We start from the raw sequence: 13,636 nt of genomic DNA on the forward strand, positions 1-13,636 counted from the left end.
TTCAAATTAAATCGAAATGAAATATCCATATGCCGCCGTGCTCAGACCGGAATAGTGTCATACCTGACGTTAATAGCATCATAAAGAAAAAGCGATAAATAAACGTCCGCGCCCGCCACAGTTTCATAAATGACGCGCAGACTCTGTCTGATGTCGTTTGCGCAACAGCAATCCGCTGATAATGCTATAAAAATGGAAAATTCGTTATTGCAGCAAGCTGTTAGTAATAATAGTGCCGTTTGCGCAACGTCAGCCCCGGCAGGTAATAGTCTGATTTTGTCTCTCTTTTTTTGCTTTAACGATTCAACACTTAGTCTTTATAAACCAGTTATGCCAGGCTGCTGTGGCGAATAGCAAAATGTTCCATGTGCCCTAATCATTTAAAAGGATCATCTCAATGTCCAATCAAGACCAACAATCGCTAGTGCTCTGGTATAACCAGCTTGGCATGCATGATGTTGATCGGGTGGGAGGCAAAAATGCCTCTCTTGGAGAAATGATTACCAATTTGTCGTCGCTGGGCGTATCCGTCCCGAACGGCTTTGCCACGACGTCTGACGCGTTTAATCAGTTTCTCGACCAAAGCGGACTGAACCAGCGCATTTATGCACTACTGGATATCACGGATATTGATGACGTGGCGGCGCTGGCCCAGGCGGGCAAGCAGATCCGCCAGTGGGTCGTGGACACGCCGTTTCAGCCGGCGCTGGAAGCGGCTATTCGTACTGCTTATGAGCAGCTTTCTGCTGATGATGCCGACGCCTCTTTTGCCGTCCGCTCATCCGCGACTGCCGAGGATATGCCTGACGCCTCATTCGCCGGGCAGCAGGAGACCTTCCTCAACGTACAGGGGTTTGATGCCGTGCTGGTGGCGGTTAAGCACGTATACGCCTCGCTGTTTAACGATCGGGCTATCTCATACCGCGTGCATCAGGGCTACGATCATCGCGGCGTGGCGCTCTCGGCCGGGGTGCAGCGTATGGTTCGCTCCGATCTTGCCGCCTCTGGCGTGATGTTTACCATTGATACTGAGTCAGGTTTTGATCAGGTCGTCTTTATCACTTCAGCCTGGGGGCTGGGTGAGATGGTGGTACAGGGTGCGGTCAACCCGGATGAGTTTTACGTGCATAAACCGACGCTGGCGGTAAACCGCCCGGCTATTGTCAGGCGGACGATGGGGTCTAAAAAAATCCGCATGGTGTATGCCGATTCTCAGACGCATGGCGAGCAGGTGCGCATTGAGGATGTGGAGCAGGCAACGCGCGATCGTTTCAGCCTGACCGACGACGAAGTACAGGCGCTGGCACGCCAGGCGGTGCTGATTGAACAGCACTACAAGCGCCCGATGGACATCGAGTGGGCAAAAGACGGGCATACCGGCAAGCTCTATATCGTACAGGCGCGACCGGAAACCGTACGCTCGAATGGTCAGGTGATGGAGCGCTACAGCCTGCAGGGCACGGGCCAGGTGCTGGTTGAAGGACGCGCCATCGGTCATCGTATCGGTGCGGGTGAAGTCAAGGTGATCCACGATATCAGCGAAATGCACCGCATTGAGAAGGGCGACGTGCTGGTCACCGATATGACGGACCCGGACTGGGAACCTATCATGAAAAAAGCGTCGGCTATCGTGACCAACCGCGGCGGACGCACCTGCCATGCGGCGATCATTGCACGTGAGCTGGGGATCCCGGCGGTGGTGGGATGTGGTGATGCCACCGATCACCTGCGTGACGGGCATAAAGTGACGGTTTCCTGCGCCGAAGGCGATACCGGCTACGTCTACAATGACCTGCTCGATTTTGAGATCGCCAGCTCTCAGGTCGACTCGATGCCCGATCTGCCGCTTAAGATCATGATGAACGTCGGTAATCCCGATCGCGCGTTTGACTTCGCCTGTCTGCCCAATGAGGGTGTCGGCCTGGCGCGGCTGGAGTTTATTATCAACCGCATGATCGGCGTGCATCCTAAAGCGCTGCTGGAGTTTGATCAGCAGACGCCGGAGCTACAGCAGCAGATCCGCCAGATGATGAAAGGCTTTGACGATCCGGTTGAGTTCTATATCGCGCGCCTGACGGAGGGGATTGCTACCCTGGGCGCCGCCTTTGCGCCGAAGCGCGTGATTTTGCGCCTGTCCGATTTTAAATCGAACGAGTACGCCAATCTGGTCGGCGGAGAGCGCTACGAGCCGGAAGAGGAGAACCCGATGCTTGGTTTCCGGGGGGCCGGGCGCTACGTTGCTGACAGCTTCCGCGACTGTTTTGCGCTGGAGTGCGAAGCCGTGAAGCGGGTGCGCAATGAGATGGGGCTGAGTAACGTTGAAATCATGGTGCCTTTTGTGCGCACCGTTGACCAGGCGGAAGCGGTCGTGGCTGAACTGGCGAAGCACGGGCTGAAGCGCGGTGAAGCGGGTCTGAAGGTGATTATGATGTGTGAAATCCCGTCAAACGCGCTGCTGGCAGAACAGTTTTTGCAGCACTTCGACGGTTTCTCCATCGGTTCCAACGATATGACGCAGCTGGCACTGGGGCTGGATCGCGATTCTGGCGTGGTGTCTGCTCTGTTTGATGAGCGCAATGAAGCGGTGAAAGCGCTGCTTTCGATGGCGATTCAGGCCGCAAAAAAACAGGGCAAATATGTCGGTATCTGCGGACAGGGTCCTTCAGATCATCAGGATTTTGCCGCGTGGCTGATGGAGCAGGGCATTGACAGCCTGTCGCTTAATCCGGATACGGTGGTTGAAACCTGGCTGAGCCTGGCTGAGATTGACTCTGCTCAGCGCGCTTAACCTCTGAGCATGACGCGTAAGGTTATACCGTACGCGTCATGATTCATGCAGGCTTAAGCTGCGGATGAGCCACTGTTTCAGCATAATAACCCTGAGTTTTAGCTGCTAAGCATCCCGCCTGTTCAGATAGCACGCAGTGCTACAGCGGGCGCTGAATGCAGGCCAAAAAAAAGCCCATCACAGGGGATGGGCAAAGACTACACACAGCAATTCTTTTACGTTACTCAGGGGAAAAAGGTTGTTTAAAAATCAGTAGGTTGATTTCCAACATGAGAAACATATTATTTATTGCGCCTGCTATAGTCTTTAAGAATCCTCTTATTAGTTTAAAGCTGATAATCTTTTATCGCCTCTTTTGCCCGCTGCATCGGGCGATTCAGTATGAAAAATAATCATTCCAGCCAGCGAAACGTCGTTAAGCGCTAAAAATCGCGTTTTTTCTTAAAAACCGTTTATGAAAAACAGCGTGCCTGAAAAATGCCCGGGCATGAATGTTCAGGCCGCTGCGACCATCAGAGGTATCAGGGCAGCTCTTCATGCTCTGTCAGCGCTTCAATTGCCGTTTCCACATCATCATCCGGCGCCGGAGCCTCGTGCATCCAGACTGAAACCAGGCGATAAGAGACCGCCAGCACGACCGGGCCGATAAACAGGCCAATCATGCCAAAGGCGATCAGGCCGCCGATAACACCTGAGAGGATCAGAATCATGGGTAAATCGGCACCCATGCGAATCAGCACCGGACGTAACACGTTGTCGAGCGTGCCGACAATACAGCTCCAGACCAGCAGCACCGTGCCCCACGTCGTATCACCGCTCCAGTAGAGCCAGATAATCGCGGGTACCAGAACAATCAGCGGACCCAGCTGGACCAGGCAGGTCAGGATCATCAGCACCGTCAGCAGCGTGGCATAAGGTATGCCCGAGATCGCCAGTCCGATCCCGCCTAATACCCCCTGCACCAGCGCCGTGACGACAACACCCAGCGCAACGGCCCGTATTGCCTGTCCGGCCAGCAGCACCGCAGCATCGCCACGGGGCCCCCCCATACGGTAGGCGAAGTGGCGGATACCCTGTCCCACCTGCTCACCGCGCCAGTAAAGCAGCACGCTGAATAACAGCATCAGCGCCAGATGCAGCATAAAGCGGCCAAAATGTCCCGCCTGTGCGACAAAGAAGCCCGTGGTGCGACCAATATAGGGCTGCACCTGACGCATGATCGCTGAACCGCCGCCATCCACCAGCTTATGGTAACTGACATAGAGCTTGTTGCCGGCATACGGGATCTCCCGCAGCCAGGCGAATTCCGGCATCAGCAGATGGCGCTGAGTAGCCCAGGCGATAACCGGGGCGCTGTTGTCAATCAGGCTGCTGACCAGCAGCGCAATCGGAATGATAAACAGCAGCAGCAGCAGAATCGTCATGGCGATAACGGCCAGGGAGCGGCGTCCCCACAGCAGATGCTGCAGGCGAATCATGAGTGGCCAGGTTGCGATAACAACCATGCTTGCCCAGGCAAAGCCCAGAATAAAAGGCTGTACCACCCAGAGACAGGCGATAATCATCAGCAAAATAAACATCAGTGAGAACAGCAGTTGCGGCAGATCCACACCGCGTTGCAGGCTTTTCATAACAGCGATTTAACCTCAGTTAATCCTTCAGGAAGGGCCCCTGGCCCGGGATCATCATGCGCTATTTCCTGAAAATTAAACAGGAAAAGCAGGGCCACAGAAGCGGGGAAGGGAAATGCCAGCAGACAGGAAAAAAATGTGATACAACCAGACGTTAAAAAATTACTACGCAAACGTTTACAACATCCCGGTCACGACACCATGATCCCACAAATTCCGCAGGCTACTGGCCTGGTTCAGCAAGTTCTCGCCTTTTTGCAGGCGCTCAAAGAGCAGGGTTTTACCGGCGATACCGCTACCAGCTATGCCGACCGTCTCTCACTCTCTACGGATAACAGCATCTATCAGCTTCTGCCGGATGCGGCACTGTTTCCGCGTTCGACCGCAGATATCGCTCTGATTGCGCGGCTCGCCGGTGAGGACGCTTTTGCCAGCCTGACGTTTACGCCACGCGGCGGCGGCACCGGCACTAACGGACAGTCGCTGAATCAGGGCATTGTGGTTGATATGTCGCGCTACATGAACCGCATTCTGGAGATCAACACCGAACAGGGCTGGGTGCGGGTTGAGGCGGGAGTAGTGAAAGATCAGCTCAACGCCTGGCTCCGGCCATACGGTTTCTTCTTTTCCCCGGAGCTCTCCACCAGTAACCGCGCCACGCTGGGCGGCATGATCAACACCGATGCCTCAGGTCAGGGATCGCTGGTATATGGTAAAACTTCCGATCATGTCGAGGGGTTACGCGCGGTGCTGCTGGGCGGCGATATCCTTGATACGCGCGCCATACCGGTGGCGCTGGCGGAGCAGCTCGCCGCAACGCCGACGCCTGAGGGCCGCATCTACCAGACGGTGCTGCAAAGCTGTCGTGAGCAGCGCGCGCTGATCCTTGAAAAATTTCCAAAGCTTAACCGCTTCCTGACCGGTTACGATTTACGCCACGTCTTCAGTGATGACATGCAGCAGGTCGATCTCACGCGGCTGTTGTGCGGTGCCGAGGGCACGCTGGCGTTTATTACGGAAGCGCGTCTTGATATCACGCCAATCCCCAAAGTCCGTCGTCTGGTTAACGTTAAATATGAGTCTTTCGACTCCGCGCTGCGCAACGCTTCATTTATGGTAAAAGCGCAGGCGCTGTCAGTGGAGACGGTGGATTCAAAAGTACTGAATCTGGCGCGGGAAGATATTGTCTGGCACTCCGTTAAAGAACTGATCACCGATATCCCGGATAAAACGATGCTGGGACTGAATATCGTGGAGTTTGCCGGCGATGATGGCGCACTTATCGAACAGCAAATCGCCCGTCTCTGCGACCGGCTGGATACGCTGATGACTGAGCGGCAGGGTGGCGTCATAGGTTATCAGATCTGTAATGAACTGGCTGAGGTCGAGCGTATTTACGCGATGCGTAAGAAGGCGGTTGGCCTGCTGGGCAATGCACAGGGGCGCGCCAAGCCAATTCCGTTTGTGGAAGATACGGCGGTGCCGCCGGAGCAGCTGGCCGATTATATTGGTGAGTTTCGCGCGCTGCTGGATAGCCACGGCCTGAGCTACGGTATGTTTGGCCATGTTGATGCGGGCGTGCTGCACGTGCGTCCGGCACTGGATATGTGCGATCCGCAGCAGGTGCTGCTGATGAAGCAGATTTCAGATGAAGTGGTCGCGCTGACGGCCCGTTACGGCGGGTTACTGTGGGGGGAGCATGGCAAAGGTTTCCGCGCGCAGTATAGTCCGGCCTTTTTCGGTGAAACGCTGTTTACCGAGCTGCGTCGTATCAAACGCGCGTTCGATCCCGATAACCGGCTGAATCCGGGTAAAATCTGCACGCCGCTGGAGAGCGATGCGCCGATGATGCAGGTGAATGGCGCGATGCGCGGCGATCTGGATCGTCAGATCCCGCTGACGGTACGCACCAGCTGGCGCGGCGCGATGGAGTGCAACGGCAACGGCCTCTGCTTCAATTTTGATGTGCGCAGCCCGATGTGTCCGTCGATGAAAATCACCCGCAATCGTATTCACTCGCCGAAAGGACGCGCGACGCTGACGCGTGAATGGCTGCGCCTGCTGTCGGAGCAGGGCGTTGATCCTGACCAGCTTGAGCAGGCGCTGCCGCAGCAGGGAGCCAGCCTGCGTATGCTGATCCAGCGTACGCGTAACAGCTGGCACGCTAACCGCGGAGAGTACGATTTTTCCCATGAGGTAAAAGAGGCGATGTCGGGCTGTCTGGCCTGTAAAGCCTGTTCGACCCAGTGCCCGATTAAAATCGATGTGCCCGATTTCCGCGCGCGCTTTTTACAACTTTACCATACGCGCTATCTGCGACCGGTCAGCGATCACCTGGTGGCCAGCGTAGAGAGCTATGCGCCGCTGATGGCGAAAGCGCCAAAGGTGTTCAATTTCTTCCTGCAGCAGCCGTGGATGCGCGAATTCAGCAAAACGCATATCGGTATGGTGGATTTGCCTCAGCTCTCCGCACCTAACCTTAAACAGCGTCTGAGCGGGCATCCGGCAATGAACCTGACGCTGGAGCAGCTGGAAGCGATGGATAGCGCAGCGCGGCAGCAGTGCGTGCTGGTGGTGCAGGACCCGTTTACCAGCTACTACGAAGCGCAGCTGGTGACCGACTTTATTTCACTGATTGAAAAGCTGGGTTACCGTCCGGTGCTGCTGCCTTTCTCTCCCAACGGCAAAGCGCAGCATGTTAAGGGGTTTCTGCAGCGTTTCGCCCGTACCGCAGCGAAAACTGCTGAACTGCTCAATCGGGTGGCAAAACTGGGGATCCCGATGGTCGGGGTCGACCCGGCCACTGTGCTCTGCTATCGCGATGAGTATCAGCAGGTACTGAAAAGCAAGCGCGGTGATTTCAGCGTGCTACTGGTGCATGAGTGGCTGCAGCAGGCGCTGGCTGATGGCGTAAATCAGCCGGTCAGCGGCGAGCCCTGGTATCTGTTTGCGCACTGTACGGAAGTGACCGCGCTGCCCGCTACGCCGGATCAATGGCAGAAGATATTTGCCCGCTTCGGTGCCCGGCTGGAAAATATCAATACCGGCTGCTGCGGCATGGCGGGGACGTATGGCCACGAGGCGCAGCATCTGGAGAACTCGCTCGGCATCTATGCGCTCTCCTGGCATCCGCAGCTGCAGCGGCTGCCGCGCCAGCGCTGTCTGGCGACCGGCTTTTCCTGTCGCAGCCAGGTGAAACGTGCCGAAGGCAACGGCATGCGTCATCCTTTACAGGCGCTGCTGGAATTGATGTAAACAAAATGTAGGAGCCGTCACAAAGCTGGATTAGAATATCCAGCCAGCGTGGCGGACAAAATCACGCTGCAGGCCCGTTATCTGGTCCCAGTCGCCGCTTTGTGCAAGCTTTTGGCATAAATGCGTCAGCGACTGGCGGGCGAACTGATACGCCTGCAGGCGAAACAGCCGGTCACGGTCATCGTTGCCCATCTCCTGAATCAGGCGATGGTGCAGCTTGCCTAAGGCGTGCAGATAGCTGCGATCGTCGCCGTTGATATCGCAGATTTCCGCCATATCCAGGCAGGTATCGTTAAACCGGCGCAGCTGCTCCAGTGAGCACTCTGGCCGGTTGAGTCTGGCTTCGGCCAGATAAAAATCTACGGTGATGTCGCGCACGGCAAATCGGTAGTCGCTGATTTTGTGTTGTAACCAGGCTGAAACGGTACGTGTCATAGCGCCGCCTAAATAGTTAATGATAATCATTATCATATTAAACTGCGTCAGGAATGCAATTCCCGCTAAAGAAATATATTGATGTCTGTAACCTGTTACTAAAATCGGCAATAACAATCTCTTTACATTCGGTAAAGGCGTAACCTGTATACAGGTTAATTGCTTTAGGGCCGGTTTTTATAAAATGTTACGATATCAATAGGTTGTAATATTTGTCCCGAATAAAAACTGTCTGTTACAGGCCGTACTAAAGGGACTATGCTTAATAATTAAGCAGAAAAAACAGCACGAGATGATTATCCCTGCAAAACAAGAGGTTGAAGTGATAGGCGATATCACTACCATAGGGGGATAGCCTGAGAAGGTCCAGACTTGCGAGGTACAACGATGTCATCAGTAAACGCCGCGTCCTTTTCGCCTGACGATTTTGTCTGGAAAGGACTTACGCTGACCGAGTCGGCAGCGAAACAGATCCTGACTCTGGTTGAACAGGACCCGGAAGTAAAGGGTCTGAAACTGAGCGTGAAACAATCTGGCTGTGCCGGTTTTGGTTATGTCATGGATCTGGTAAAAGAGCCAGCCGATGACGATCTGCAGTTTGAGCAGTTTGGCGCAAAACTCTTTGTGCCGCTTCAGGCAATGCCGTTTGTCGACGGCACCGAGCTGGACTACGTCCGTGAAGGCCTGAACCAGATCTTTAAATTCAATAACCCTAAAGCTCAGCACGCCTGCGGGTGCGGTGAAAGCTTTGGCGTCGAGTAAGTGAAATATGTCACGACATAGCGAAGCATCTGATGATGTACAGACCTGGGAAGGCAAGCTCAACTACAAAGAGGGCTTCTTTACCCGGTTACAAACCGACGAACTGGCACACGGCATTAATGAAGATGTCGTGCGTGCGATCTCGGCTAAACGTAACGAACCCGAATGGATGCTTGAGTTCCGGCTCAAGGCTTTCCGTGCCTGGCTTGAAATGGAAGAGCCGCACTGGTTAAAAGCGCACTATGACAAGCTCGACTATCAGGATTACAGCTACTTTTCTGCGCCATCATGCGGGAACTGTGACGACAGCTGCGCATCTGAGCCGGGTGCAACCCAGGCGTCGGGCAGCGTGGCCTCCAGTGACTACCTGACTCAGGAAGTGGAAGACGCGTTTAATCAGCTGGGTGTTCCGGTACGTGAAGGTAAAGAGGTCGCTGTCGATGCGATTTTCGATTCCGTGTCGGTCTCAACCACCTACCGTGACAAGCTGGCCAAACAGGGCATTATCTTCTGCTCATTTGGTGAAGCGATCCATGACCATCCGGAACTGGTACAGAAGTATCTGGGTACTGTCGTGCCACACAACGATAACTTCTTTGCTGCGCTTAACTCAGCGGTAGCCTCCGATGGCACCTTTGTTTATATCCCGAAAGGGGTACGCTGCCCGATGGAGCTGTCGACCTATTTCCGCATCAACGCGGCGAAAACAGGTCAGTTTGAGCGCACCATTCTGATTGCAGATGAAGACAGCTATGTCAGCTATATCGAGGGCTGCTCGGCGCCGGTACGTGACACTTATCAGCTGCACGCAGCGGTCGTTGAAGTCATCATCCATAAAAATGCTGAAGTGAAATATTCCACGGTACAGAACTGGTTCCCTGGCGGCGAAGGTGAGGGCGGTATCCTCAACTTCGTTACCAAGCGCGCCCTGTGCGAAGGCGATCACAGCAAGATGTCCTGGACGCAGTCTGAGACCGGCTCTGCGATTACCTGGAAATATCCAAGCTGTATCCTGCGCGGTGACTACTCCGTAGGTGAGTTCTACTCGGTTGCCCTGACCAGCGGTCGCCAGCAGGCGGATACCGGTACCAAAATGATCCATATCGGTAAAAACACCAAATCGACCATTATCTCTAAAGGGATATCGGCGGGTAAAAGCCAGAATACCTACCGCGGTCTGGTGAAAATCATGCCGACGGCAACCAATGCGCGTAACTTTACGCAGTGTGACTCGATGCTGATTGGTCCCGATTGCGGTGCGCATACTTTCCCGTATGTAGAAACGCGCAACAACACAGCGCAGCTTGAGCATGAAGCCACTACGTCACGTATTGGCGAAGATCAGATGTTCTACTGCCTGCAGCGCGGCATCAGCGAAGAAGATGCGATCTCTATGATCGTCAACGGCTTCTGTAAAGATGTTTTCTCCGAGCTGCCACTGGAATTTGCCGTGGAAGCACAAAAACTGTTAGCGATCAGCCTTGAGCACAGTGTCGGCTGATGCCACACGCGTTGCCGGAAGCAATGTGAAGGAATAAGTATGTTAAGTATTAAAGATTTACAGGTTAGCGTTGAAGATAAAGAGATTTTGCGCGGTCTGAACCTGGAAGTTAAACCAGGTGAAGTCCACGCCATTATGGGCCCGAATGGCTCAGGTAAAAGTACGCTTTCAGCAACGCTGGCGGGTCGCGAAGATTACGAGATCACCGGTGGCTCCGTCACCTTTAAAGAGAAAGATCTGCTGGCGCTGGAACCTGAAGAGCGTGCCGGAGAAGGCATCTTTATGGCGTTCCAGTACCCGGTAGAGATCCCGGGTGTCAGCAACCAGTTTTTCCTGCAGACCTCCGTTAATGCAGTACGCAAATATCGCGAGCAGGAAGAGCTGGATCGCTTCGACTTCCAGGATTTTATCGAAGATAAGATCAAGCTGCTGAAAATGCCGGAAGATTTGCTGACGCGTTCAGTTAACGTCGGCTTCTCCGGTGGTGAGAAGAAGCGCAATGATATTCTGCAGATGGCGGCGCTGGAGCCGGAACTCTGCATTCTCGATGAGACCGATTCGGGTCTGGATATTGATGCCCTGAAAATCGTGTCTGAGGGCGTTAACAGCCTGCGCGACGGTAAGCGCTCTTTCATCATCGTAACGCACTATCAGCGTATTCTGGATTACATTAAGCCGGATCACGTGCACGTTCTTTATCAGGGTAAAATCGTTAAGTCTGGCGACTTTTCACTGGTGAAACAGCTGGAGGAGCAAGGCTATGGCTGGCTTACCGACGAAGAGTGATAATGCCCTGCAGCAGTGGCACCATCTGTTTGAGTCTCGCGGCGAGCAGCGCTCGCTGCAGGCGCAGCAGCACTGGCAGCAGCTGATGCGTGAAGGCTTGCCCACCCGCAAGCATGAAAACTGGAAATATACATCGCTGGAGAGCCTGCTGGGACAGCACTTTGTGCTGCCTTCCGCGCAGAGTCTCAGCCGTGAGCAGGCGGATGCGCTGGCGCTGCCGCTGGACGCGGTACGACTGGTATTTGTTGATGGCCGCTTCCAGCCTGCGCTGAGCAGCACGGAAACCGATCTGTTTGAGATCCAGCACGTTCAGGCAGCGGAGCGTCGCGATTTGCCGGCGCCGGTACAGCCGGAGATCTTCCTGCATCTGACAGAGAGCCTGGCAGAAGAGGTGACGACGATTCGTCTGGCGCGCGGCAAAGCGGCTACCCGCCCACTCTACCTGCTGCATATCACCAGCGGTCAGGCAGATGCGCTCAATACCGTGCACCATCGTCATCATGTAGAGCTGGAGCAGAGTGCGGTAGCGGAAATCGTTGAGCACTATGTCACGCTGAATGACGCGGCGCACTTTACCGGCGCGCGGATCACCTTTGCCGTAGCGGATAATGCGCAGCTGAAACATACCAAGCTCGCCTTTGAAACCAGCAGCAGCTATCACTTTGCGCATAATGACATTGTGATGGGTCAGGATGCGCGCGTCAGCAGCACCAGCTTCCTGCTGGGCGCCGGCCTGTCACGTCATAACACCAGCACGCAGCTGAATGGCGAAAACAGCGAGCTGGCAATGAACAGCCTGGTCCTGCCGGTGGGCAGCGAAATCGCAGATACCCGCAGCTATCTGGAGCACAACAAAGGCCACTGCCTGAGTCGTCAGCTGCATAAAACCATTTCGCGCGAAAAAGGCCGTGCCGTCTTCAATGGTCACATCAAAGTGGCACAGCACGCGCTGAAAACCGATGGCCAGATGACCAACAATAATCTGCTGCTGGGCCGGCTGGCGGAAGTCGATACCAAGCCACAGCTGGAGATCTACGCCGATGACGTAAAATGCAGCCATGGTGCCACCATCGGCCGCATTGATGATGAGCAGATGTTTTATCTGCGCTCGCGCGGTATCGCTGAAGAAGCGGCGCAGCAGATGATCATCCACGCTTTTGCCGCCGAACTGACCGAAACGCTGGATGATGACATTCTGCGTCAGGCGGTGCTGGCACGCATCTCACAGCGTTTCCCTGGAGTACATTCATGAGTTTCGATTCCGAACGAGTCAGAGCGGAGTTTCCGATCCTGAGTCGTGAGGTCAACGGACACCCGCTGGCCTACCTTGACAGCGCGGCCAGCGCGCAGCGTCCGCTCGCGGTAATCAACGCGGAAAGTCATTTTTACCAGCACGGCTACGCCGCCGTGCATCGCGGCATCCATTCGCTTAGCGCGCAGGCCACCAGCGATATGGAAGCGGTACGCGCGCAGGCTGCGGCCTTTCTGAATGCGGCTTCACATGAAGAGATTATCTTTGTTAAAGGCACAACCGAAGGCATTAATCTGGTAGCCAATAGCTGGGGCGGCAGTCAGCTGCAGCCTGGTGACAATCTCATCATTACCGAGATGGAGCATCACGCTAACATCGTGCCGTGGCAGATGGTGGCACAGCGCACCGGTGCTGAGATCCGCGTCCTGCCGCTCAGCGATAGCGGTGAACTGGCTACAGAGCAGCTTGCTACGCTTATCGACAGCCGTACCCGGCTGCTGGCGGTCACGCACGTCTCTAACGTGCTGGGCACCGTTAACCCGGTTAAGGCGCTGGTCGCTCAGGCGAAAGCAGCCGGCCTGGTCACACTGATTGATGGCGCGCAGGCGGTGATGCATCACGCCGTTGACGTGCAGGATATCGACTGTGATTTCTACGTTTTCTCCGGACATAAGATTTACGGTCCGACCGGTATCGGCGTACTCTATGCGCGTAAAGCGCTACAGGAGCAGATGCCGCCGTGGGAAGGCGGGGGGGCCATGATTGACCAGGTCATGCTGCCGGTGGGAACCACCTGGAACAGCGCGCCGTGGCGCTTTGAAGCGGGTACGCCTAATACCGGCGGTATCATCGGTCTGGGTGCTGCACTGAATTGGGTAAGTGAACTGGGTCTTGATGCTATTCATGCACGCGAAAGCGCGCTGATGCGTTACGCGCTGGACAAACTCGCTTCAGTACCGGACATCGTGCTTTATGGTCCAGCGCAGCGCAGCGGGGTAATCGCCTTTAACCTGGGTAAACATCACGCCTTTGACGTTGGCAGCTTCCTCGATCAGTATGGTATTGCCATTCGCACCGGTCACCACTGTGCGATGCCGCTGATGCGCCACTATGCCGTACCGGCGATGTGTCGCGCCTCCTTCGCGCTCTATAATACCGAAGATGAGGCAGATCGGCTGGCCGCTGGCCTGACGCGTATCCATCGCCTGCTGGGCTAAGCAGATTTC

Annotated in this window: 9 protein-coding genes and 1 other RNA gene; 7 read left to right on the top strand and 3 right to left on the bottom strand. The window is 55.0% G+C overall.

Features of this window, described 5'->3' with window-relative positions:
- Positions 1–397: 397 nt before the first annotated feature.
- The gene (ppsA, locus tag LAC65_RS06785; protein WP_039384096.1) at positions 398–2,788 is read left to right on the top strand and encodes a phosphoenolpyruvate synthase; all 2,391 of its coding nucleotides are present in this window, start codon (positions 398–400) and stop codon (positions 2,786–2,788) included.
- Between the two features lie 162 nt (positions 2,789–2,950).
- On the opposite strand, the gene rprA is transcribed toward ppsA, so the two are convergent.
- Positions 2,951–3,059, bottom strand: an RNA gene (gene rprA, locus LAC65_RS06790) — antisense sRNA RprA.
- Between the two features lie 250 nt (positions 3,060–3,309).
- Positions 3,310–4,419, bottom strand: coding sequence for an AI-2E family transporter YdiK (gene ydiK, locus LAC65_RS06795; RefSeq protein WP_039384098.1), 1,110 nt, complete (start codon positions 4,417–4,419; stop codon positions 3,310–3,312).
- Positions 4,420–4,620: 201 nt separating this feature from the next.
- Between ydiK and ydiJ the strand changes: the two genes are divergently transcribed.
- Complete coding sequence (ydiJ, locus tag LAC65_RS06800) at positions 4,621–7,674, top strand: D-2-hydroxyglutarate dehydrogenase YdiJ (RefSeq protein ID WP_224144848.1); 3,054 nt, start codon at positions 4,621–4,623, stop codon at positions 7,672–7,674.
- Positions 7,675–7,704: 30 nt separating this feature from the next.
- On the opposite strand, the gene LAC65_RS06805 is transcribed toward ydiJ, so the two are convergent.
- Complete coding sequence (locus LAC65_RS06805; RefSeq protein ID WP_039385821.1) at positions 7,705–8,109, bottom strand: hypothetical protein; 405 nt, start codon at positions 8,107–8,109, stop codon at positions 7,705–7,707.
- 387 nt (positions 8,110–8,496) lie between these two features.
- On the opposite strand from LAC65_RS06805, the gene sufA reads away from it, so the two are divergent.
- From sufA to sufS, 5 genes are read left to right on the top strand one after another with little or no spacing between them, the layout of a single operon-like run.
- Complete coding sequence (sufA, locus tag LAC65_RS06810; RefSeq protein WP_039384102.1) at positions 8,497–8,871, top strand: Fe-S cluster assembly scaffold SufA; 375 nt, start codon at positions 8,497–8,499, stop codon at positions 8,869–8,871.
- 7 nt (positions 8,872–8,878) lie between these two features.
- Complete coding sequence (gene sufB / locus LAC65_RS06815; protein ID WP_039384104.1) at positions 8,879–10,372, top strand: Fe-S cluster assembly protein SufB; 1,494 nt, start codon at positions 8,879–8,881, stop codon at positions 10,370–10,372.
- Between the two features lie 39 nt (positions 10,373–10,411).
- Positions 10,412–11,158, top strand: coding sequence for a Fe-S cluster assembly ATPase SufC (sufC, locus tag LAC65_RS06820; protein WP_039384106.1), 747 nt, complete (start codon positions 10,412–10,414; stop codon positions 11,156–11,158).
- Positions 11,133–12,410 (top strand): Fe-S cluster assembly protein SufD, encoded by a 1,278-nt coding sequence (gene sufD, locus LAC65_RS06825; protein ID WP_039384107.1) that lies wholly within the window; start codon positions 11,133–11,135, stop codon positions 12,408–12,410. Before sufC ends, sufD begins: the two co-directional genes overlap by 26 nt.
- Positions 12,407–13,627: a cysteine desulfurase SufS gene (sufS, locus tag LAC65_RS06830; RefSeq protein ID WP_039384108.1), complete on the top strand. Its 1,221-nt coding sequence runs from the start codon at positions 12,407–12,409 to the stop codon at positions 13,625–13,627. The genes sufD and sufS overlap by 4 nt, the downstream gene beginning before the upstream one ends.
- The last annotated feature ends 9 nt before the right edge of the window (positions 13,628–13,636 follow it).

Source organism: Pantoea eucrina (assembly GCF_020079945.1).
GTDB lineage: Bacteria > Pseudomonadota > Gammaproteobacteria > Enterobacterales > Enterobacteriaceae > Pantoea > Pantoea eucrina.

Excerpts from the sequence above, each read along its gene's own strand:
- sufD (WP_039384107.1), top strand. The coding sequence starts at position 11,133 with ATGGCTGGCTTACCGACGAAGAGTGATAATGCCCTGCAGCAGTGGCAC.
- LAC65_RS06805 (WP_039385821.1), bottom strand. The coding sequence starts at position 8,109 with ATGACACGTACCGTTTCAGCCTGGTTACAACACAAAATCAGCGACTAC.
- ydiK (WP_039384098.1), bottom strand. The coding sequence starts at position 4,419 with ATGAAAAGCCTGCAACGCGGTGTGGATCTGCCGCAACTGCTGTTCTCA.
- ydiJ (WP_224144848.1), top strand. The coding sequence starts at position 4,621 with ATGATCCCACAAATTCCGCAGGCTACTGGCCTGGTTCAGCAAGTTCTC.
- ppsA (WP_039384096.1), top strand. The coding sequence starts at position 398 with ATGTCCAATCAAGACCAACAATCGCTAGTGCTCTGGTATAACCAGCTT.
- sufA (WP_039384102.1), top strand. The coding sequence starts at position 8,497 with ATGTCATCAGTAAACGCCGCGTCCTTTTCGCCTGACGATTTTGTCTGG.
- sufS (WP_039384108.1), top strand. The coding sequence starts at position 12,407 with ATGAGTTTCGATTCCGAACGAGTCAGAGCGGAGTTTCCGATCCTGAGT.
- sufB (WP_039384104.1), top strand. The coding sequence starts at position 8,879 with ATGTCACGACATAGCGAAGCATCTGATGATGTACAGACCTGGGAAGGC.
- sufC (WP_039384106.1), top strand. The coding sequence starts at position 10,412 with ATGTTAAGTATTAAAGATTTACAGGTTAGCGTTGAAGATAAAGAGATT.